The organism is Cutibacterium sp. LaCa_286, from assembly GCF_057198075.1.
Map to the genome: position 1 here is coordinate 759,779 of NZ_CP191091.1, position 21,801 is coordinate 781,579.

Here is a 21,801-nt window from a genome sequence, read left to right on the forward strand (position 1 = left end):
GACGTGGTGTGGCAGCAGGTCCAGCTTGGATCCTCAGACGTCCGTGAGATTGGTGTGGTGTGCCACCTCGTCCAGGACCTGATCGGCGCTTCTCCTGAGCTGGTCCAAGGTCTTCCTGCGCTGGGCGCCATTCTGACGATCGAGCACCGGGACGAGCCGATCAATCTCGTCGGCCTTGGCAATCCACTGGCTGGCCCGGGGATCGTGTGACTGCCGGGCATACTGTCGAATGGCCTCGGCCGTGAGGATCAGCTGACCAGTGCGGGTGCGTGACATCGCCCATCGGCGAATCCCATCGACTCCGGTGTGCAGGGCCTTGGAGGCACGGTCGTTCTCGTTGATGGTGTCCCAGGCGCGTTGAGCCACGGGAATGAACGCGGCTGCGGCTCCGACTGCCTTTTTCGCTGCCTTGAACTTGCCTGCCATGGTCACTCCTCGTCTCACAGGTCGGTGGTGTCGAATGAGGTAACGACGATTCTATCGAGAGATGCTCCCCAAGTGTTCCATCGCTCGGCTAGGCTCAATTCATGGCATCTGGCTATCTGCGATACCCCGACATTCACGATGACCTGGTGGTGTTCACCGCTGACGACGATCTGTGGCTGGTTCCCGTCACCGGAGGACGCGCCAGCCGCGTCACCACTGACCATGTCCCGGTACGCAATCCTCGGTTCTCGCCGTCGGGCACGCGCATTGCGTGGACGTCATACCTGGCCCAGCGTCCCGAGGTGTACGTACTCGACCTGGCCAGTGGGCAACAGCACCGACTCACCTGGCTCGGTGCTCGCAAACTGTTGACGATCGGCTGGCTCGACGAGGACCACATCGTCTTCTGCTCCCCGCACCAGACCAATGACATCGGCCTCATGTGGCTGTACACGGTGAGTCTGGACGGTCAGATCGAGCGACTGGAATACGGACCCGGCATGGATCTGGCGATCTCACCGGAGGGTGACATCGCCACCGTCACCCCGAACTCCGGTGACTGCTCCAAGTGGAAGCGCTATCGAGGCGGCACCGCCGGGCAGATCTGGCTGCGGGCCGCTGGGCAGGACGAGTTCACGCGTCTGCTGCGAGATGGCGAGGACCATGACGGCATTGACGTCGAGGCTGGACGGTACGGAGTCGGCTGGATCGACGGCAGACTCATCTTCAGCTCCGACATGGGTGCCGTGCTGCCGAACAACCCTACCGAACAGGCCCAACTGTGGTCGGTCAACGCCCACGGTGCCGATCTGCGCCAGCACACCCACCACTCCGAGGAACACGGCTACGTGCGTGACCCGCGCACCGACGGCACGACGATCGTCTACCATGCGCATGGCCAGCTGTACGTCATGGACGGTTTGGACGCCCATTCCGACCAGATCGATGTGGAACTGGGCATCGGTGCCCCCGCCCCGGTTCCGGTCGATCCCACGGATCGGTTGCAGTCGATCACCTCGGATTTCGGTGGGGACGGTTCCCTGATCGAGTGGCGCGGAGCTGCCTACTATCTCACCCATCGCAGCGGCCCGGCACGTGCGCTGTCCGCCGACGGCACGGCCCGAGTGCGTTGCCCCAAGGCGCTGGGCAACACCGGTCTGGGGGTGTGGGCCAGTGACGTCACCGACGACGACTGCCTGGAGGTGGCCGCCTTGGACGGGACCGGTTACCACGACAGTGGCGAGCCGCGTCGGATCGCCGCCGGCCAGCTGGGCATGGTGCTCTGGTTGGAGCCCTCCCCGGCCGGTGACAAGGTTGCCGTGGTGAGCCACGACGGACGTGTTCTCATCGTCACGGTGCAATCCGGTCAGGTACGTCAGGTGGGTCGCTCCCCACAGGGTGAGGCCACCGGCCTGGCATGGTCCCCGGACGGACGGTACCTGGTGTGGCGTCAGGCACGCGACGGTGAGGACAGCTGCGGAGCAATCTTCTGCTGGGACGAACACGGGCTCGGCGAGTCGTTCCAACTCACCAAGGGCACCTTCGATGACTCCAACCCGGTGTTCACCGCGGACGGCAAGTATCTCGTCGTGCTCTCCGCACGCACCTTCGACCCGCATTACGACGGTCAGACCTTCGACCTGTCCTTCGGGCACACCATCCGGCCGTGGCTTGCGCCCCTGTCGGCGAGTGAACCCTCACCGTTCGGACCGGTTCCCGAAGGATGGCGGATCAGCGAGGTGCAGGACGCCAAGGCGAAGGCTCTCGCCAACGCCGCTGGTGACTCGGACCATGCACCCACGGTCACCTGCGAACTGGACAGTGATGGTTTCGAGGAGCGTCTGGTGCCCTTCCCGGTTGCCTCGGGTCGGTATCGCAGTCTGGCTGCCGTCAAGGACGGTGTCGTGTGGATCGAGGAGGCCGATCGGGGCGGTGAGCTCGGAGCCGCCCGTGCCGGGGTCACCGGTGAGGCTCCCGCCGACGCCCTCGTCCATTACGGGTTCGCCTCCCGGCGCATCGAGAGGATCGTCGAGGCCGTCGACACCTTTGCCGTCTCCGGTGACGGGGAACGACTCATCGTGCGTCACAAGGACGAGGTCAGCGTCGTGCCCAGCGATCACAAGGTGGATGCCGAGGATCCCGCCCACGTTGCCGTTGATCTCACGCGATTGCGTCGACGCATCACCCCGCGTGACGAGTGGCGTCAGATGTTCGACGAGAATGGCCGTCTCATGGCCACCCACTACTGGCGCGACGACATGAATGGCGTCGACTGGGAGGCGGTGCTGCGTCGGTACCGCCCACTGGTCGATCGTATCCACAGCGTCGACGACCTGTACGACATCCTCTGGGAGACCGTTGGCGAGCTCAACACCTCACACTCCTACGTCTCGCCAGCCGGGCTCGACGGTGACCCGAGTCTGCGCGCTGGACTGCTCGGAGCCGACTACGGTGTCCCCACCGACGATGGGGTACCGATCGTGCGTGTCGTGCCCGGCGAATCATCGGACCCGCTGGCCTGGTCACCGTTGCGTGCCGCCGGGGTGGCAGTGCGCGATGGCGATGTCATCGTGGCCGTGGACGGCAACAAGCTCGGGCACGATCTCAGCCTGGGCGAGGCTCTGGAGGGCTCTGCCGGGCACACGGTGGAACTCACCGTGCGTACCGGGGATCAAATGCGTCGGGTGGCCGTGGTACCCATGGCCGATGAGGCCCCATTGCGTTACCACGACTGGGTCGCCTCTCGACGCCGCTATGTCGAGGAACGATCCGGTGGGCGGCTGGGCTACCTGCACGTACCAGACATGGTCTCCAACGGATGGGCCGAGCTGCACCGTCAGATCGTCGAGGCCACTCGTCACGAAGGGGTTGTTGCCGATGTGCGCTTCAACCACGGCGGCCACACCTCCCAGCTCGTCGTGGAGCGGCTGTCACGTCAGGTGCTCGGCTGGGACTTCGGCAAATGGTATGACACCCCCGCCACGTATCCCCAGAATGCCGTGCGCGGTCCGATCGTCATGGTGACCAACCAGTGGGCCGGTTCGGACGGTGACATCGTCTCGGCCGTCACCCAGGCCATGGGATATGCCCCGATCGTGGGGGAGCGGTCTTGGGGTGGTGTGGTTGGTATCGACGGACGTTTCGACCTGGTCGACGGCACCGAGGTCACCCAGCCGCGCTATGCCGGATGGTACGGCGACTACGGGTGGGGCGTGGAGAACCACGGCGTCGATCCGGACATCACCGTGACCGTTCGCCCGGAGGACTGGGAGTCCGATCGCGACGTCCAGCTCGATGCCGCCATCGATTACTGCATCGCCCAGCTGGGTGAGCGGCCGGCTGCCATCCCACCTGCCATGCCGCCGGCAGCTTTCGGTGGTCCGGTGGAGGAGTGAGCCGCGGGCAGCCTGACAGGAAGCCCGCAATCCTGCCCCCAATCCTGGTGAGGCAGCCCCGTCACTGACGAAGCGGCCGGTCTGCCCCTGAACCGTCGCAACGACGCCTGGGCAGCCCCCGTGCCTTGACGGAAGCTGCCCCGATCCTGGCGGGGTCGTGCCGCGCTGACGAAGCCATCACATGCAGCGGTGACCCGTCTGCCTCGCGGGGGGCGGGTCACCACTCGTGCTGCCCTGCATACCTGTGTTGCCCTGTGCCTCCTGTGGTGTCCCGTACTGCGTGGTGCCGCACTGCTCGTGTTGTCCCGCACCGAGTATTGCCCGTACCGCTCGGCTGTTCCGCACCGCTCGTTCAGCACTGACCTACCAGGTCGAGTGGTCAGGGCCCCGGAGGGGATCAAAGTCTCTGGCCGGTGACATGCCTTGCCGGGACGTGAAATGTGCGTGGTGCGGGAACGGGCGTTGGCGCGAACCTCACACCAACGCCCGTCCTGCGCTGGCGTCCTTCTGACGAACGTCAGCGGTGCGGCCTTACTTCCTCTTGGCTGGCGGCTCGCCGAGCTCAGCCTCCAGGCTCAGCTCCTCACCGCCCTCGACCCAGGTGAACTTCTCGGTCTTGGAGACGTACGCCAGATCGGTCTGCACCAACTTGAGATGCTCGATCATGGATGCCGGGGCGCTCACCGTGGCGTGCAGGATCGGGGTGCGCATCGGCTTCTTGTGGGTGGACTTCACGCCGCGCAGCTCGACCAGGGCCGCCGAGATGTCCTCGAGCAGCTCCACGTCACCGGCACAGGGCAGTTCCTCGGGAATCGGCCACGAGGCGATGTGTACCGAGCCAGGTTTCCACCAGCTCCACACCTCCTCGGTGACGAACGGCAGGAACGGCGCGAAGAGCCGCAGCAGGACGTCCAGGGCGGTACGCAGTGCGGTGCGAGCGCTCAGTGCACCGGCCTCATCGGCGCCGTCGGAGTCGTAGGCACGTTCCTTGACGAGCTCCAGATAGTCGTCGCAGAACGTCCAGAAGAACTGCTCGGAGGCCTCCAGGGCAGCGGTGTAGTTGAACTGCTCGAAAGCCTCGGTGACCGTGGCGATGAGTTGGCGCAGTCCAGCCAGCATGGCCAGGTCGGCGGGGTTCGTCACGTCCGTGAGCTCGCCGCCCTCCCCGAAACCCAGCACGAACTTCGACGCGTTGAGGACCTTCATCGCCAGACGACGACCCACCTTCATCTGTGCCTTGTCGAAGGGGGAGTCCATGCCGGGCCGTGCCATCGCCGCACGCCAACGCACCGCATCGGCACCGAACTGCTCGATGATCTCGGTGGGCACCACCGTGTTGCCCTTGGACTTGCTCATCTTCTTGCGATCGGGATCCGTGACGAACCCGGAGATCGCGGCACGTTTCCACGGTAGCACGCCATTCTCCAGATGGGCACGCACGATGCGGGAGAACACCCAGGTGCGGATGATGTCATGGGCCTCGGGGGCGAAGTCCATCGGGAAGGTCTTGGCGAACAGGTCGTCGTCGCGCTGCCAACCGGTCACCAGCTGCGGGGTCAGTGAGCTGGTCGCCCAGGTGTCCATGACGTCCGGGTCACCGATGAACCCACCAGCCTGGCCGCGCTGCTCCTCCTGGTAGCCCTGCGGGGTCTGGGAGGCCGGGTCGACCGGCAGCTCGTCCTCGGCAGGCACGATCGGATGCTCGTAGTCGGGCTCGCCCTGCTCGTCGAGCCGGTACCACACCGGGAACGGCACCCCGAAGAAGCGCTGACGGCTGATGAGCCAGTCACCGTTGAGTCCCTCGACCCAGTTCTCGTAGCGGTGCCGCATGTGCTCGGGCACCCAGTCCAGTTCGCGGCCACGTTCCAGCAGCTGGGCGCGCAGCTCCTCGTCGCGGCCGCCGTTGCGGATGTACCACTGGCGGGTGCCGATGATCTCCAGGGGCTTGTCGCCCTTCTCGTAGAAGTTCGCCTTGCGCTCGGTGGGCCGGGGATCACCGTCCATCTCACCGGATGCCGTCACGGCCTCCACGACGAGTTTGCGGGCGGTGAAGGCCGTCTTGCCGGCAATCTGTTCGTAGGCCTCGGTGTTGACGATCCAGTCCGGCGTCTCGCGGATGATACGTCCGTCGCGTCCCATGATGGTGCGAGTCGGCAGCTGCAGCTCCCGCCACCACTGCACGTCGGTGAGATCACCGAAGGTGCAGCACATGGCGATGCCGGCGCCCTTGTCCATCTCGGCAGCCGGGTGGGCGATCACCGGCACCTCGACCCCGTACAACGGTGTGGTGACGGTGGTGCCGAACAGATGCTGGTAGCGCTCGTCGTCGGGGTGGGCGATGAGGGCGCAGCAGGCTGCCAGGAGCTCTGGGCGAGTCGTCTCGATGAAGACGTCGTCACCATTGTCGCGATGGAAGGCCAGTCGGTGATAGGCACCGGGGTAGTCGCGAGCCTCCAACTCGGCCTGGGCCACCGCCGTCTGGTAGGTGACGTCCCACAGGGTCGGGGCGTCGTTGAGGTAGGCCTCGCCGCGGGCGTGATTGCGCAGGAACGCCAACTGGGCGATGCGCTGGGACTCCGGTGAGATCGTCGTGTAGAGCTGATTCCAGTCCACCGACAGACCGACGGAACGCCACAGGTCCTGGAAGGTCTTCTCATCGACTGCGGTCAGCTTGACGCACAGTTCCACGAAGTTGCGACGCGAGATGGAGATCTGGTGCTTGGGATCCGGCTTGGCCGGTGGCTCGAAGTCCGGGTCGTAGGGCAGCGACGGGTCGCAGCGCACGCCGTAGTAGTTCTGGACGCGACGTTCGGTGGGCAGGCCGTTGTCATCCCAGCCCATCGGGTAGAAGACCTTCTTGCCCCGCATTCGCTGGTAACGAGCGATGGTGTCGGTGTGGGTGTAGGAGAACACGTGCCCGGGATGCAGATGTCCCGAGACGGTCGGCGGCGGGGTGTCGATGGAGAACACTGCCTCGCGGGACTCCACCTGGTCACCATGGAATGCGTAGAGCTGCTCGTCCTCCCAGACCTTGCCCCATTTGGCTTCGAGCCCCTCCAGGGCTGGCTTGTCGGGCACCACGCCGCGAGTCGGCGTGCCGTTTTCTTCGTGGGTCTGTGACGTCATGGCCTGAAGTCTAGTGAATGCGACGGACGCGGTGTGAATGCTGAGACTGTTGTTCGCATCCACACCGCGTCCAGGGGCGTCATGACCCGGGTTCTCGATGGCTTCGCATGGTGGGGGTTCGCGGGTGGCAGTCACTCACCTGCCACCCGCGAGTCATTCGTCAGCAGTGGTGGACCCGAACCCACGTGGGGCAGGATGAAAGGTTCACTTGGCGGCCTTCTTGATGGCGTCTAGCAGCTGGTTCTGATTGGCTTCTGCCAAGTTCGTCCAGTCATTCCAGGGTTTTCCGTCAACTGTCATGAATGGAGTCCCGAATTTCTTCTCGAGCTTCATGCCTTCCTTCAGCCCCTCCTCGGCAGCATTCGTGGCGAAGTCCTTGGTGGCCTTTGTGTCATAGCACTTCTGGAATTTGGTGAGATCGGCGCCAGTGATTCCGGCATCCTTGGCGAAGGCGCCGCGCAGCTGGTCGTCGGTGTAGCCGGTGCCCTCTTCTGGTTGGTGGGCGAAAACGACGTCGTGATATGGAGCGATTTTGCCAACAGTGTCAGCACAGGCGGTGGCAACTGCAGAGCGCTGAGAAGACTCACCAGGTATTTTATCGTCTAGAAAAGTGAGGGTCTGCCACTGCAACTCGATGTCACCGGAGGCTGCCAAGGCCTCGAACTTCTTGCCGAAGATGTCCTCCACCTGCTTGCAGACCGGGCACTGGAAGTCCTCGTACACCTTGAGCACCGGGGCACCCTTCTTGGCCTTGCCCTTGTTGACGACGTAGGCATGGGCAGAGCCGGTGGCACTCGGCGGCTTCACCTGAGGTCCGGTGGCTTCCTCAGATCCCTTGTCCCGATTGACGGCCCAGATGACGACAGCGGCGATGATGGCGACGACGAGGATGCCCGCGACGATGCCGACGATCTTGCGGCGTCGTGCGGCGGCCTCCTCGGCCTGTTGCTGGGCCCGCATTGCTTCGCGGCGGGAGGAGTTCTGGCTCATTGGTGCTCCAGGGGTTGACTCATGGTGACGAGTTCAGGATAGACGAGACGGCAAGAACACGCGTTCACCGCCCATCGCCCACGCTGCCTTGCAGCTGGGACGCGTGTTCAGGGGCCACAGGCTTCTCGGGCGGCATGGCAGCGTCCGGTGCGCTCATCCAACCGTCCAAGGACAGGGCGGTACGTGGATGGATGACCAGCCACAGGCCGCACAGGAGCAGGCCGGTGTCACGCACGATGTCCTTGATGTAACCGTGGACCACGGTGGACCACGGGTCCTGACGCAGTCCGCCTCCGCCGAAGCATCCGCAGTCGAGGCTGATCCCGCGGGCCCACACGGATGCGATCCCGGCGATGAACGCCACCATGGCCAGCGCGCCGAGCAGGGCCGACCATCGGGTGAGAAGTCCCACGAGGATGGCCAGCCCCACGATGATCTCGACAACCGGCATGGCAGTGCCGACGACCTTCGCGAAATCCCACGAGACGATGCGATAGGTACGTACCGCGGCGATGCTCGAGTCCACGGCGGTGACCTTCAGCAGTCCCGCAACGATGAGTGTGACTCCCAGGATGAGCCGTGCCACCAGTCCGACCCAGCGTTGCCACGATTTCTGGTGCGCCGGGGGAGTCTGTGTCGTCTTGTCCATGACGTCATGGTAGGCGCTGTCTTCCAGAGTCGTTCCCGGCGTCCAAGGCGGTAGTGCATGTTGGCACCCAGATCGTCGATTCATGATCTGGGCGGGGCAGTACGACGTCGGCAGTGCTGGAGGGCAGGGGTACGTGTGATCCCTGCGGGTCCTTCACGCGGCAGGATTCACAGCGAGCAGTTGTAGCTCGGCAATTGTGCAGCGGCCAGCTGGTCGGTCCACCACAGCGTCTCCTCGGTGCCATGGGCCAGGGCAGCTGGCAGTTGAGACCCTTCCAGCAAGGACTCATTGACTGCCTTGGCCTTGTGCGCACCCGATGCGATGAGCCACACCTGATGGGAACGATTGATCTCGGGAAGGGTGAGCGAGATCCGTTCCGTGGCGGGAGTGGGCGAGGCCGTCACCCCCACCGCCAGTGCCGTCGTGTGTGGGGAGAACGAGGGATCGTCGGCGAAGAGCGACGCCACCGCACCGCTTTCCCCCACGTCCAGCAGGCAGATGTCGAAGATGGTGTTGCCCAATTCCTGGGCATAGGCGTAGGCGGCATCGTCGGCATCGTCCTTGCCGTCCATCGTCGGGATGGGGTGGGTGCGGGAGGGATCCAGGTGAAAGGCGGTGAGCAGCAACGGCAGGGTGCGCAACGACGTACGCTGTGCATCGCCGGTGGGGACGAATGCGTCATCGCTCCACCACACGTGCAACCGGGACGGATCCACCGAGGTGCGTTCGTCCACGTCGTGCAGACACTCGTACACCCGGGTGGCAGCCTGGCCGCCGGCGACACACAGATGCACCTCACCCTGGGTGTCCTGGCGATGGAGTATGGCCCGAACCAGGCGGCGCGCAAGCCCGTCGGCCAGGTCGTTGGCCGACAAGTACCGGATGACACGCTGATGCGGCATCGTCCCCACCCTTCCTGCGTCAGACACCCGCAGCATCGGTAAGTCTGATCTTTCACTGACTTTCCCACATCGGTGCAGTCAAGTCCAGATCCGGTGGGCACCGAAGCCAGTCACGAGAAGCCTCGCCACGACGCAGGAGGGCACACCATGGGATTGGCACGCCCTCCTGCCCGCCACGGGGACGGATGACTTTGTGATCCGGTTGTCAGTGCTCCGGATCCACTCGACGTGGCCTCGGATCACTCGAGGGCGACGTCTCGTGCCCGGCTCCGGCGAACGCCGCTGGCTCGTCATCTGCATGGGGGACGTCGTCGAAGGAGACGAAGTCGTCATCGGTGCGACGAATACGCATGCCGTAGAACGAGCGGTGCACGAAGAACGCGGCAATGAGGAAGAACACCACGGCCAGGATGTGGGTGAGTGGGCCTGCCCCGATCGAGACCGCGAGCTCCACGGCAAGCAGGCCGAACAGGGTGGTGAACTTGATGACCGGGTTGAGGGCCACCGAGGAGGTGTCCTTGAACGGATCACCCACGGTGTCACCAACCACCGAGGCATCGTGCAGTTGTGTTCCCTTGGCGTCCAGATCCACCTCGACGATCTTCTTGGCGTTGTCCCAAGCGCCACCGGCGTTGGCCATGAAGATCGCCTGGTACAAGCCGAAGACGGCGATCGAGATGAGGTAGCCGATGAAGAAGTAGGGATCGACGAAGGCGAAGGCCAGGGCGGAGAAGAACACCGCCAGGAAGATGTTGATCATGCCCTTCTGGGCGTACTCGGTGCAGATCTGCACGACGCGGGTGGAGTCCTCGGCGGAGGCCTTGGTGGCCGTGGCATCCAGCTTCATGTTGGCCTTGATGTACTCCACGGCCCGGTAGGCACCAGTGGTGACGGCCTGCATGGAGGCCCCGGAGAACCAGTAGATGATGGCTCCACCGGTGATGAGACCCAGCAGGAACGGAGCATGGGTGAGGCCGAGCTTGGTCACCTCGGTGGTGTTCTGCAAGCCATCGGTGAGCATCATGATGATCGAGAAGATCATCGTCGTCGCTCCGACGACGGCCGTCCCGATGAGCACTGGCTTGGCGGTGGCCTTGAAGGTGTTTCCCGCCCCATCCTGAGCCTCCAGGAAGTGCTTGGCCACCTTCCACCGAGGAGTGAAGCCGAACTCGGCCTTCACCTGCTCGTCGATGTCGGGCAGCTCCTCGATGGTCGACAGCTCGTAGACGCTCTGGGCGTTGTCGGTGACAGGCCCGTAGGAGTCGACGGCAATCGTCACCGCGCCCATGCCGAGGAAACCGAAGGCCACCAGACCGAAGGCGAAGACGGCCCACTTCACCTCGCTCATCGCGCCCATGTCACCCAGGCCCGATCCGGTTCCCGAGACCAGAAATGCGGCACCCATGAGGGCGACGATCGCCACACCCAGCCAGTATCCGGAGAAGTTGCCGGCCACCAGACCCGACAGGATGTCCAGCGACGCCCCGCCCTCCTTGGCGCTGGTGACGACCTCGCGCACGTGACGGGAGTTGGTGGAGGTGAAGGCCTTGACCAGTTCGGGGATGAGGGCTCCGGCCAGGGTGCCGCACGAGATGATGACGGTGAGTTTCCACCACATGGTGCCGTCACCCATGCCGCCGAGCATCCACCACGTCGTCAGGGCCGTGAGCAGGATCGACATCGCCGAGGTGATCCACACCAGACTCGACAGGGGTTTCTCGAAGTCGAACTCGTCAACCTTGCCGTACTTCGCACGGGCGATGGCGTTGTTGACGAGGTATGACAGGTAGCTCGCCACCAACATGACGACTCGTACCACGAAGATCCACACCAGCAGCTGCACCTGTTCGGACTGGTTGGGTACCGCGCCGAGGATGAACGTCACCAGGGCGACCCCGGTGACGCCGTAGGTCTCGAATCCATCGGCCGACGGCCCCACCGAGTCACCGGCATTGTCACCAGTGCAGTCGGCGATGACGCCGGGGTTACGGGCGTCGTCCTCCTTGATGTGGAAGGCGATCTTCATGAGGTCCGCGCCCACGTCGGCGATCTTGGTGAAGATGCCGCCGGCGATACGCAGGCAGGCAGCTCCCAGCGACTCACCGATGGCGAAGCCGATGAAGCATGGGCCGGCCAGGTCGCCGGGCAGCAGGAGCATGATCGCCAGCATCATGAACAGCTCGACACTGATGAGCACCATGCCGATGCTCATACCCGAACGCAGCGGAATGTCGAAGCACTCGAACGGGCGACCCTTGAGCGAGGCGTGTGCCGTGCGAGAGTTGGCGAAGGTGTTGACGCGAATGCCGTACCAGGCCACCCCGAACGATCCGGCCATGCCGATGAGGCTGAACAGCAGGATGATGAGCACCTTGGCACCCATGTGCTCCAGGAACAGGAAGTACACGACGATGACGATGGCGATGAACGCCCAGAGCACCATGAGGAACTTGGCCTGCTGCTTGAGGTACGTCTTGCACGTGGTGTAGATGAGCTCGGAGACCTCACGCATGGCCTGGTGCACCGGAAGTTTGCGTAGTTTCGAGTATGTCGTCAGGCCGAAGACCAGGCCCAGCACGCACACAGCCAGGCCTATCCACAACAAGGTGGTGCCAGACACCGAACCGACCTGCTCGTCGAGGGGCGGAAGTTTGAGGTTGGCCTCGCCGCCACCGCCGGCCCGCCCGTTCGATGAGCTGCACCCGGTGAGGAAAAGTGCCAGCAGTGCCAGCCCGGCGGCCCACCGGTGATTTCTGGACATGACAGGCTCGCTGGAACCCTGGAGAGAATTCGTGGCCATACGGCTCACCTTCTTCGTCTCTGAAAATCGCGTCCCCTGCATCCGTGCAGGGATTCAATCTCATGGTAGGAGGGTGATGTCGTGGTGTCAGCGATCTCGGCATACTGTGTGGGCAACGCCACAAAAACCAGGGGAAACGCTCACTGTGGGTGAGCGTTTGTGGACAGCTCAGTGAAGGTGAGCGCTCCCCGAAGAGCCTCGTCCTCGTCCTTGTCAACCACCACATGAGTGAGGAATGGCGGATTCGCCAGTACGCTGATGGCGTTGGTCTGCGAGGACGGGTTGCGGAGAAACCAAATTACGCAACAATGGGGTTGTGGAATCCTCTGACGCCCTGACGCCGGCCGACGCAACCCCGGCGGTACAGCCCCTTGGTGACGTTGCGAGTGGGCAGAATTCTGCCCACTTCACGCTGGAACCGGGTACTGCTCAGCATGGTGTGGTCCCGGACGGTTCGACCCGGCAGCGCGTCATCTCGTCGATTCTGCACAATGGCCCGTCGACGGCTGCTGAGCTTGCCGACCGACTGGGTCTCACTGCCGCGGCCGTCCGTCGTCATCTCACCACCCTCACCGAGGACGGGGTCGTCGAGTCCCGGGAACAGCGAGTCTTCGGGGCTCGGGGGAGAGGACGCCCGTCCCGGGTGTTCTGCCTCACCGATTCCGGTCGCGCCGACTACTACACGGCCTATGACGCGCTTGCCATCGCTGCCCTGCGGCAACTCGCCCGGGCCGGTGGCCCTGACGCCCTCAACGCCGTCGCCCAGGCTCGGGTGGACGACATCGAGGCCAGGTACCGGGCGCTGCGGGAGCAGGACCCCCAGCGAGATCCGGTCGAGGCGTTGGCAGAGGCCCTGTCCGCCGATGGCTACGCCGCCTCGACGGTTCCGGCTGCCGTTGGCCAGCAGATCTGCCAGCACAACTGCCCGGTGGCCGAGGTGGCCAAGGCCTTCCCGCAGATGTGTGAGGCCGAGACCCAGCTGTTCTCCGAACTTCTGGGTTCGCGGGTGCAACGGCTTGCCACCATTGCGCACGGCGATGGGGTGTGCACCACTCACGTCCCCATCGACGTCGATCTCATTCGCCGGCGAAATCCGTTGCCCCCGCAGTCCACAGACGGCAAACTTTGACGAGCTCGGCATTTACGCAACAATGGCTGCGTGAAAACTGAGCCTGCGGATCCGGTCGTGGCAAGGACACTGTGTCATTGTGCGGCCACCCCGGCTTCCACCGATGAGTGATCCATCCGAAAGGCTGATCAATGACCCAGGTAGACAACACCACCTCCGACGCCGCCCTGCCCGGCACCGGGGAGAGCCAGGACGAGCACATCGCTGCGCTGTCAGGCTACAAGTACGGCTGGCACGATTCCGACGCCTATGCCGCGGCATCCCAGCGTGGGCTCTCCGAGGACGTCGTCCGGGGCATCTCCACGCTGAAGAATGAACCGGAGTGGATGCTGCAACGCCGACTCAAGGCGTTGCGCATCTTCGATCGCAAGCCGATGCCGACCTGGGGAGTCAACCTGGACTCGGTCAACTTCGACGACATCAAGTACTTCGTGCGTGCCTCGGATCGGCAGGCCGAGTCCTGGGACGACCTTCCCGACGACATCCGCACCACCTACGACCGTCTGGGCATTCCCGAGGCCGAGAAGGATCGCCTGGTGGCCGGTGTCGCCGCCCAGTACGAATCCGAGGTCGTCTACAACAAGATCAATGAGGAACTCGAACGTCAGGGCGTCATCTTCCTCGACACCGACACCGCCCTGCGAGAGTACCCGGAACTGTTCGAGGAGTACTTCGGTACCGCAGTGCCAGCCGGCGACAACAAGTTCGCTGCCCTCAACACCGCCGTGTGGTCGGGTGGATCGTTCATCTACGTGCCCAAGGGGGTGCACTGCACCATTCCGTTGCAGGCGTACTTCCGCATGAACACCGAGAACCTCGGCCAGTTCGAGCGCACCCTCATCATCGCCGACGAGGACTCCTACGTGCACTACGTCGAGGGATGCACCGCACCGATCTACAAGTCGGACTCCCTGCACGCCGCCATCGTGGAGATCATCGTCAAGAAGAACGCCCGGTGCCGGTACACGACCATCCAGAACTGGTCCAACAACGTCTACAACCTCGTCACCCAGCGTGCCTACGTCGAGGAGGGCGGCACGATGGAGTGGATCGACGGCAACATTGGGTCCAAGGCCAACATGAAGTACCCGGCCTGCTATCTCATGGGGCCCAATGCCAAGGGTGAGGCGCTCTCGGTGGCCTTCGCCTCCGAGGGTCAGTACCAGGACACCGGCGCCAAGATGGTGCACATGGCACCCCACACGTCCTCCACGATCGTCTCCAAGTCGATCTCCCAGGGAGGTGGACGCTCGGCCTACCGTGGCCTGGTGCGTGTCAACAAGCGGGCACACCACTCCTCGTCGGCCGTGCGTTGTGACGCCCTACTCGTCGATGACATCTCGCGCTCCGACACCTATCCCTACAACGACATCCGTACCGACGAGGTGTCGATGGCCCACGAGGCGACGGTGTCGAAGGTGAGCGAGGACCAACTCTTCTACCTCATGCAGCGTGGAATGACCGAAGAGGAGGCGATGGCCATGATCGTGCGTGGATTCGTCGAACCCATCGCCAAGGAGCTGCCGATGGAGTACGCCCTCGAGCTCAACCGGCTCATCGAAATTCAGATGGAAGGTGCCGTCGGCTGACGCCGGCACGCACATCAGACATTCTCAGAAAGGCAGATTGCGTTGAGCGCACCTCAGAGCTCGTCGGCTCCAACCGACAAGGAACACAACGTCACCATTGAGGGCGACGTCGAGTCCCATCTCCATCCCACCCCGTCCTGGCAGGTTGCCGATCATCCCATGCCCACCGGGCACGAGGAGGTCTGGCGATTCACTCCCATCGCCAAGTTCGCCACCGTGCTGGCCGAACAGACGACCACGGCGTGCCTCGACTGGACGATCGACGCGCCGGAATCGGTGCAGGTGGACGAACTCGATCCTGCCCGGCTCCACGACCTCGCCGAGACGCCACAGGATCGCATCTCGATGATGGCCGCGGCCAATTCCACTCATGCCCCCCGTCACATCGTCGTTCCCGATGACGTCGAACTCGACTCCCCGATCGAGACCACCCTCACCGGAACCGGCGTCGAGGAGGCGGCATTCCAGAACGTCGTCGTGGAGATCGGGCACAACGCTCGTGCGACGGTCATCGTGCGCTACCGCGGCACGGCCCAGCTCGGTGAGAACTGGACCTTCCGGGTCGGCGACGAGGCCCATGTCGTCGTCCTGTTCATCCAGGAGTGGGAGGCCGAGGCCGTCCACGGTGCCCAGATCGCCTTCGAGATCGGGCGGGACGCCGTCGTGCGCACCGCCCAGGCGTCGTTCGGTGGCAAGGCGGTTCGTGTGAGTCAGGCAGCCCGCTACACCGGCCCCGGGGGTGACCTCACCGATCTTGGCGCCTACTTCGTCGACGCCGATCAGCACGTCGAGCATCGGCTGTTCGTCGACCACAACGAGCCGCGCAGCGTGTCACACGTGGACTACCGCGGATGTCTGCAGGGCCAGGATGCCCACTCGGTGTGGATCGGGGACGTGCTCATCCGTCCCACCGCCGAGGACATCGAGACCTTCGAGTCCAACAAGAACCTCGTGCTCACCGAGGGTTGCCGTGCCGACGCCGTGCCGAACCTGGAGATCCAGACCGGACGCATCCGCGGAGCCGGGCACTCCGCATCCACCGGACGATTCGACGCCGATCAGCTGTTCTACCTGCAGGCCCGTGGCATCGACGAGGTCGAGGCCCGTCGCCTGGTAGTGCACGGATTCTTCACCGACATCGTGCGGCGTATCGGTGTGGAGTCGGTGAGTGACGAGCTCATCGAGCGCATCGAGTCCGAACTGGTCGATGCCCTGGGCACCTCCGAGTCCCCAGCCGTCGAAGGAGCAGGGCAGTGAGCGCCGTGAAGGCAGCCAGCCTGCACGAACTGGATGACGACACACCGGTCGAGACGAACGTCAATGGCACCGACGTCGTGCTGGTACGTACCGAGGGCGACGTGTTCGCCATCTCCGCCCTGTGCTCACATGCCGCCGTCCCCCTCGTGGACGGTGACGTCGAGAAATGCGCCTTGGAGTGTTACATGCACGGCGCGATGTTCGACCTGCACACCGGAAAACCCTTGAGCCTCCCGGCCACCGAGCCGGTCCCCGTCTACCCCGTGACCATTGACGGCGACGACGTCCTCGTCGACGTCGACAACCCCATGAAGGAGTCCTGAACCCATGGCTACCCTGCAGATCACCGATCTTCACGCCAATGTCGAGACCGAAGCCGGCCCCAAGGAGATCCTCAAGGGCGTCGACCTCACCATCAACTCCGGTGAGGTGCACGCCATCATGGGCCCCAACGGCTCCGGCAAGTCCACCCTGGCCTACACCTTGGCAGGCCACCCCAAGTACACCGTCACCGGCGGCTCGGTGACCCTCGACGGTGAGGACCTGCTCGCCATGAGCGTCGACGAGCGGGCTCGCGCCGGACTGTTCCTGTCCATGCAGTACCCGGTCGAGGTGCCGGGTGTCTCCATGTCGAACTTCCTGCGCACCGCGCGCACTGCCGTGGACGGACAGGCCCCCAAGCTGCGCACCTGGGTCAAGGAGGTCAATGACGCCCTGACCCGTCAGGAGCTCGACCCCGACTTCGCCGAGCGTTCGGTCAACGAGGGATTCTCCGGTGGCGAGAAGAAGCGCTCCGAGATGGCCCAGCTCGAGCTGCTGCACCCCAAGGTCGCCATTCTCGACGAGACCGACTCCGGACTGGACATCGACGCCCTCAAGGTTGTCTCCAAGGCCGTCAACCATTACCTGGAGGACTCCTCCAGGGGGCTCATGCTCATCACCCACTACACCCGCATCCTGCGATACGTGAAGGCCTCCCAGGTGCACGTCTTCGTCGACGGACGCGTCATCACCACTGGCGGGCCGGAGCTGGGTGAGGAACTCGAGGCCACCGGCTACGAGAAGTACGTCGAGGCTGCAAAGGCCAACGCCTGATGGCTGGCAACGTCGATGCCACGGCCAGTCTTTCCGAGGCCGATGTCGCAGCCATCAGGGCCGATTTCCCGATCCTCGATCGGGAGGTGGGCGGCCACCCGCTGACCTATCTCGACTCGGCCAACACCTCCCAGAAACCCCAGGTGGTCATCGATGCCATCGCCGAGCACTACGGCCAGCACAACGCCAATGTCGCCCGGGCGATGCACCGGCTGGGTCTGGAGGCCACCCAGGCATTCGAGGGTGGACGTGAGCGTATCGCCCAGTTCCTCGGGGCGAGTCGACCCGAGGAGGTCGTCGCCCTGTCCAATGCCTCCGAGGCGCTGAACCTTGCCGCGAACACCCTCGGAACCCGACTCGGCCCCCGCGACGAGGTCGTCATCACCATCATGGAGCACCACTCCAATCTGGTGCCCTGGCAGCTGGTGTGTGAACGTACCGGGGCGAAACTGCGCTGGTTCGACATCACCGACGACGGCCAACTCGATCTTGACAAGGCCGAGCGCGAGGGACTCATCAATGAGCACACCAAGGTCGTCTCACTGGCCCTGGCCTCCAACGTGCTGGGCACGATCAACCCGGTGCAGCGCATCGCCCAGTGGGCGCATCAGGTGGGCGCGGTCGTCGTCGTCGATGCCTCCCAGGCCGTGCCACAGATGCCAGTGGACGTCACCGAACTCGGGGTGGACCTGCTCGCCTTCACCGGCCACAAGATGCTCGGCCCCACCGGCATCGGCATCCTGTGGGGGCGCTACGACCTGCTCGACGACCTGCCACCCTTCCTTGGTGGCGGGGAGATGATCGAGGTCGTGCGCATGACGGGTTCCACCTATGCCAAACCCCCGCACCGCTTCGAGGCAGGCACCCCGCCGATCGCCCAGCTGACGGCCCTCGCGGTCGCTGCCGACTACCTGGACGAGGTCGGAATGGCTGCCATCGCCCAGCGAGAACATCGGCTGGCTGCACTCATGCTCGAGGGGCTGGGGTCGGTGCCCGGGGTGCACATCCTCGGCCCCACGGATGCCACGGCTCGTACCGGCACCGTCTCGTTCACCGTCGACGGTGTGCACCCGCACGACGCCATGAGCATCATGGACGGTCGCGGTGTCGCCGTGCGCGGTGGTCACCACTGTGCCCGGCCGTTGCACGAGCGACTGGGAATACAGTCGTCGCTGCGTGCGTCGTCATACCTGTACACCACGGAGGCCGAGATCGATCGACTCGTCGAGTCCGTCGACCACGCACGCAATTTCTTCGTCGGAGGGACGCGGTCATGAACGTCGAGGAGATGTATCAGCAGATCATCCTTGACCACTACAAGGAGAAGCACCACAGCGGACTGCGGGACGGCTACGCCGCCGAGGTGAGTCAGGTCAACCCGTCGTGCGGTGACGAGCTCAAGCTACGTCTGCACCTGGACGGTGACACCATCACCGACGTCTCCTACGACTCGGTGGGCTGTTCCATCTCGCAGGCCTCCACCTCGGTGATGACCGATCTCGTCATCGGGAAAACTGCCGAACAGGCCCAGCAGCTGTACCGGGGTTTTCAGGAGATGATGCGCTCACGCGGCACCATCAGCCTGGACGAGGAGGCCTATGAGGATGCCGTGGCCTTCCAGGGAGTGGCCCAGCTCATGGCGCGGGTGAAGTGCGCCATGCTCGGCTGGTCAGCCCTGGAGGACGCCCTCGTCGAGAGCGACGTCCTGGGCGACGCTGGTACCCACGCCACCCAGACCACCGACGCGTCCTGAGGAAAGGGGACACTGAGATGACGGACAACCCTGAGACCAAACCCTCGGACCTTGTTGACGACGTGCTGCCGGACGGATCGGGGCCCAAGACCCCCGAGTCCACACCGGACTCGGAGTCTTTCTCGGAACAGGCCGCTGCTGCCCGCAGCTCGGTCAAGCCCAGCGTCGACGACGTCATCGAGGCCATGAAGGATGTCATCGACCCCGAGCTCATGGTCAACGTCGTGGATCTCGGGCTCGTCTACGGCGTTGACATCGATGACGACGGCAATGTCGTCATCGACATGACGCTCACCAGCCCTGCCTGTCCGCTCACCGACCGACTGGAGTACGACACCCAGACCGTTCTGGAGGGGCTCGTCAACTCGGTGCGCATCAACTGGGTGTGGCTGCCACCGTGGGGGCTGGAGCGTATCACCGATGATGGACGGACCCAGCTGCAGGCGATCGGGTTCAACGTCTGATCCCTCAGACGAGCAACCAGAAGATGCTCATGAGCACGATGATCCCAGCCCCTGCGCTGATCGCGATGATCGTGCTCGTGCGCTTGTCCAGCCAGCCCTGCAGCAGCAGACCGATGAGGCCGCCCAGCAGACCGGCGCTGATTGTCGACCCCCAGTAGATGGCGGGCTCGGTGTGTCCGCACGTGCCGGAGGCCACTCCGCACATGCTCCACCAGCCGAGGTATCCGAAGATCACCAGGCCAAGGACGGCAATGACGAGTCCTGCGATGATCCATGCAAGATAACGGCGCCAGGCCCGGTTGAGCTCGGCGAGATCCGGTTCGTCATCAGGAGCAGGTGCAGCGTGCCGCGGAGAAGCCATGGGCCCATTCTGACAGGGTTGGTCAAGGATGTCCGGCAGTGGTCACTGCGAGGTGGGAATCGGCACACCAGTTCGTGTCGTGCGGTCTTCGCAGATGTGAGGGCGTCGTGCCACCGACATTCGAGGTGTGGAAGCGGTTATTCGCCAGAGACGGTTTGGGTTATGCCCCGGCAGCGGGGCAATATATGCGGGTGCTGCAGGTCAATGATGTTGAGGTTCGAGTCGGTGCCCGGTTGCTGCTCAAGCCCGTGAGTTTTCAGGTCATTGCTGGCGACAAGATTGGTCTGGTGGGCCGAAATGGCGCCGGCAAGACGACGCTCACCCGCATCCTTGCCGGTGAAGGTCTCCCGACGTCGGGTACGGTACGACGCACCGGTACGTTGGGCTACCTGCCGCAGGATCCACGCGACCCGGACATGGACACCCTGGCTCGGGACCGGATCCTCCAGGCCCGTGGGCTGGACCATCTGCTGGACCGTATGCACGACCTGGAACAGACCATGGCGACGGCCACTGGCGAGGAACGCGACCGTGCCATGGACAAGTACACCAAGGCCGAGGCCCGTCTGGTCGCAGCTGGTGGCTACGGGGCCGAGGCTGAGGCGGCACGTATCTCGTCCAACCTGGCGCTGCCCGACCGGGTGCTCTCCCAACCATTGAGGAATCTCTCCGGCGGTCAGCGGCGCCGAGTGGAACTTGCCCGCATCCTCTTCTCCGGGGCCGACACCCTGCTGCTCGACGAGCCCACCAACCACCTGGACGCCGACTCCATCGTCTGGCTGCGGAGTTTCCTGCAGTCATACTCCGGTGGCGTCCTCATGATCAGCCACGACACGGATCTGGTGGAGGCCACCGTCAACAAGGTGTTCCACCTGGACGCCAACCGCTCGACGATCGACATCTACTCCATGGGGTGGAAGCTCTACCTGCGCCAGCGCGCTGCCGACGAGAAACGTCGCCACAAGGAGCGCATCAACGCCGAACGCAAGGCCTCGGCCCTGCAGGCCCAGGCCGAGAAGATGGGGGCCAAGGCCACCAAGGCCGTCGCTGCCAAGAACATGGCACGACGAGCAGAACGCATGCTCGACGCCGTGGAGGGGGAGCGGGCCGCCGACAAGGTGGCCGCCATCCGGTTCCCGGAGCCCGCACCATGCGGCAAGACGCCTCTCATGGCCAGGAACCTCACCAAGACCTACGGTTCCCTGGAGGTCTTCACCGGGGTGGACCTGGCGATCGATCGTGGCAGTCAGGTCGTCATCCTGGGGCTCAATGGTGCCGGCAAGACGACCCTGCTGCGCATCCTGGCCGGTGCCGAGCAGCCCGACACCGGAGAGGTCATTGCGGGGCACGGGCTCAAGATCGGCTACTTCGCCCAGGAGCACGATCTGCTCGACATGGACCGCACGATCCTGGAGAACATGGCCTCGGCCGCCCAGGATCTCAACGAGACCGAGATGCGCAAGATCCTCGGCTCGTTCCTCTTCACCGGTGACGACGTCGACAAGCCGGTGCGGGTACTTTCCGGTGGTGAGAAGACCCGAGTGGCCCTGGCCACCTTGGTGGTGTCCTCGGCCAACGTCCTGCTGCTCGACGAACCCACCAACAACCTTGATCCAGCCAGCCGGGAGCAGGTGCTGGGTGCCATCGCCAACTTCGGCGGGGCCATCGTCCTCGTCACCCACGACGAGGGAGCAGTGCGAGCTCTCGAGCCCGATCGCGTCCTCATGCTGCCCGACGGGGTGGAGGACATGTGGGGGGACGACTACGCCGAGCTCATCTCGTTGTCGTGACTACCAGCGGTGACGAGCGTGACGTCATAAAATGTCACACACTCGTGTTCTGCGATGTCACCCTTGTGCCCATGG

General features: G+C 64.3%; 17 protein-coding genes. 10 read left to right on the plus strand and 7 right to left on the minus strand.

The features are described 5' to 3' along the window. Positions 1 to 33: 33 nt before the first annotated feature. Positions 34 to 426 (minus strand): hypothetical protein, encoded by a 393-nt coding sequence (locus tag ACP8JZ_RS03245; RefSeq protein WP_484482676.1) that lies wholly within the window; start codon positions 424 to 426, stop codon positions 34 to 36. A 101-nt stretch (positions 427 to 527) separates the two neighbouring features. Here ACP8JZ_RS03245 and ACP8JZ_RS03250 point away from each other — a divergent pair, with 101 nt between their 5' ends. Continuing rightward, positions 528 to 3,821, plus strand: coding sequence for a S41 family peptidase (locus ACP8JZ_RS03250; RefSeq protein ID WP_484482677.1), 3,294 nt, complete (start codon positions 528 to 530; stop codon positions 3,819 to 3,821). Between the two features lie 531 nt (positions 3,822 to 4,352). On the opposite strand, the gene valS is transcribed toward ACP8JZ_RS03250, so the two are convergent. From valS to ACP8JZ_RS03275, 5 genes are all read right to left on the minus strand, one after another. After that, positions 4,353 to 6,947, minus strand: a complete 2,595-nt coding sequence (gene valS, locus ACP8JZ_RS03255) for a valine--tRNA ligase (RefSeq protein ID WP_484482678.1) — start codon at positions 6,945 to 6,947, stop codon at positions 4,353 to 4,355. Positions 6,948 to 7,151: 204 nt separating this feature from the next. Next, positions 7,152 to 7,937: a DsbA family protein gene (locus tag ACP8JZ_RS03260; RefSeq protein ID WP_484482679.1), complete on the minus strand. Its 786-nt coding sequence runs from the start codon at positions 7,935 to 7,937 to the stop codon at positions 7,152 to 7,154. 64 nt (positions 7,938 to 8,001) lie between these two features. Next, positions 8,002 to 8,586, minus strand: coding sequence for a DoxX family protein (locus tag ACP8JZ_RS03265; RefSeq protein WP_323458931.1), 585 nt, complete (start codon positions 8,584 to 8,586; stop codon positions 8,002 to 8,004). A gap of 167 nt (positions 8,587 to 8,753) precedes the next feature. Continuing rightward, a complete protein-coding gene (gene pgl / locus ACP8JZ_RS03270; RefSeq protein ID WP_323458930.1) occupies positions 8,754 to 9,488 on the minus strand; it encodes a 6-phosphogluconolactonase in 735 nt (244 codons plus the stop codon). Positions 9,489 to 9,693: 205 nt separating this feature from the next. Then, entirely contained in the window at positions 9,694 to 12,249 is a 2,556-nt protein-coding gene (locus tag ACP8JZ_RS03275) for a sodium-translocating pyrophosphatase (protein WP_371415866.1), read from the minus strand. Positions 12,250 to 12,700: 451 nt separating this feature from the next. On the opposite strand from ACP8JZ_RS03275, the gene ACP8JZ_RS03280 reads away from it, so the two are divergent. The 8 genes from ACP8JZ_RS03280 (at position 12,701) to ACP8JZ_RS03315 (ending at position 19,575) form a co-directional block, all read left to right on the plus strand. Beyond that, positions 12,701 to 13,417 (plus strand): helix-turn-helix transcriptional regulator, encoded by a 717-nt coding sequence (locus ACP8JZ_RS03280; protein ID WP_306517115.1) that lies wholly within the window; start codon positions 12,701 to 12,703, stop codon positions 13,415 to 13,417. Positions 13,418 to 13,548: 131 nt separating this feature from the next. Beyond that, on the plus strand, positions 13,549 to 15,006 hold the full coding sequence (sufB, locus tag ACP8JZ_RS03285) for a Fe-S cluster assembly protein SufB (RefSeq protein ID WP_484482680.1): 1,458 nt from the start codon (positions 13,549 to 13,551) through the stop codon (positions 15,004 to 15,006). A gap of 159 nt (positions 15,007 to 15,165) precedes the next feature. Then, a complete protein-coding gene (locus ACP8JZ_RS03290; protein WP_484482792.1) occupies positions 15,166 to 16,263 on the plus strand; it encodes a SufB/SufD family protein in 1,098 nt (365 codons plus the stop codon). A gap of 5 nt (positions 16,264 to 16,268) precedes the next feature. Then, complete coding sequence (locus tag ACP8JZ_RS03295) at positions 16,269 to 16,586, plus strand: non-heme iron oxygenase ferredoxin subunit (RefSeq protein ID WP_277100859.1); 318 nt, start codon at positions 16,269 to 16,271, stop codon at positions 16,584 to 16,586. Between the two features lie 4 nt (positions 16,587 to 16,590). Then, positions 16,591 to 17,358: a Fe-S cluster assembly ATPase SufC gene (sufC, locus tag ACP8JZ_RS03300; protein WP_021103076.1), complete on the plus strand. Its 768-nt coding sequence runs from the start codon at positions 16,591 to 16,593 to the stop codon at positions 17,356 to 17,358. After that, positions 17,358 to 18,635, plus strand: coding sequence for a SufS family cysteine desulfurase (locus tag ACP8JZ_RS03305; RefSeq protein WP_306517082.1), 1,278 nt, complete (start codon positions 17,358 to 17,360; stop codon positions 18,633 to 18,635). Before sufC ends, ACP8JZ_RS03305 begins: the two co-directional genes overlap by 1 nt. Beyond that, positions 18,632 to 19,111 (plus strand): Fe-S cluster assembly sulfur transfer protein SufU, encoded by a 480-nt coding sequence (gene sufU, locus ACP8JZ_RS03310; RefSeq protein WP_021103079.1) that lies wholly within the window; start codon positions 18,632 to 18,634, stop codon positions 19,109 to 19,111. Before ACP8JZ_RS03305 ends, sufU begins: the two co-directional genes overlap by 4 nt. Positions 19,112 to 19,287: 176 nt before the next feature. Continuing rightward, positions 19,288 to 19,575, plus strand: a complete 288-nt coding sequence (locus ACP8JZ_RS03315; RefSeq protein ID WP_410171571.1) for a metal-sulfur cluster assembly factor — start codon at positions 19,288 to 19,290, stop codon at positions 19,573 to 19,575. Positions 19,576 to 19,579: 4 nt separating this feature from the next. Here ACP8JZ_RS03315 and ACP8JZ_RS03320 read toward each other — a convergent pair whose 3' ends face one another. Next, positions 19,580 to 19,936, minus strand: a complete 357-nt coding sequence (locus ACP8JZ_RS03320) for a hypothetical protein (protein ID WP_023035531.1) — start codon at positions 19,934 to 19,936, stop codon at positions 19,580 to 19,582. Positions 19,937 to 20,127: 191 nt separating this feature from the next. On the opposite strand from ACP8JZ_RS03320, the gene ACP8JZ_RS03325 reads away from it, so the two are divergent. Continuing rightward, positions 20,128 to 21,726, plus strand: a complete 1,599-nt coding sequence (locus ACP8JZ_RS03325; protein WP_036904365.1) for an ABC-F family ATP-binding cassette domain-containing protein — start codon at positions 20,128 to 20,130, stop codon at positions 21,724 to 21,726. The last annotated feature ends 75 nt before the right edge of the window (positions 21,727 to 21,801 follow it).

Excerpts from the sequence above, each read along its gene's own strand:
- ACP8JZ_RS03245 (WP_484482676.1), bottom strand. The coding sequence starts at position 426 with ATGGCAGGCAAGTTCAAGGCAGCGAAAAAGGCAGTCGGAGCCGCAGCC.
- ACP8JZ_RS03250 (WP_484482677.1), top strand. The coding sequence starts at position 528 with ATGGCATCTGGCTATCTGCGATACCCCGACATTCACGATGACCTGGTG.
- valS (WP_484482678.1), bottom strand. The coding sequence starts at position 6,947 with ATGACGTCACAGACCCACGAAGAAAACGGCACGCCGACTCGCGGCGTG.
- ACP8JZ_RS03260 (WP_484482679.1), bottom strand. The coding sequence starts at position 7,937 with ATGAGCCAGAACTCCTCCCGCCGCGAAGCAATGCGGGCCCAGCAACAG.
- ACP8JZ_RS03265 (WP_323458931.1), bottom strand. The coding sequence starts at position 8,586 with ATGGACAAGACGACACAGACTCCCCCGGCGCACCAGAAATCGTGGCAA.
- pgl (WP_323458930.1), bottom strand. The coding sequence starts at position 9,488 with ATGCCGCATCAGCGTGTCATCCGGTACTTGTCGGCCAACGACCTGGCC.
- ACP8JZ_RS03275 (WP_371415866.1), bottom strand. The coding sequence starts at position 12,249 with ATGTCCAGAAATCACCGGTGGGCCGCCGGGCTGGCACTGCTGGCACTT.
- sufB (WP_484482680.1), top strand. The coding sequence starts at position 13,549 with ATGACCCAGGTAGACAACACCACCTCCGACGCCGCCCTGCCCGGCACC.
- ACP8JZ_RS03290 (WP_484482792.1), top strand. The coding sequence starts at position 15,166 with ATGCCCACCGGGCACGAGGAGGTCTGGCGATTCACTCCCATCGCCAAG.
- sufC (WP_021103076.1), top strand. The coding sequence starts at position 16,591 with ATGGCTACCCTGCAGATCACCGATCTTCACGCCAATGTCGAGACCGAA.
- ACP8JZ_RS03305 (WP_306517082.1), top strand. The coding sequence starts at position 17,358 with ATGGCTGGCAACGTCGATGCCACGGCCAGTCTTTCCGAGGCCGATGTC.
- sufU (WP_021103079.1), top strand. The coding sequence starts at position 18,632 with ATGAACGTCGAGGAGATGTATCAGCAGATCATCCTTGACCACTACAAG.
- ACP8JZ_RS03320 (WP_023035531.1), bottom strand. The coding sequence starts at position 19,936 with ATGGCTTCTCCGCGGCACGCTGCACCTGCTCCTGATGACGAACCGGAT.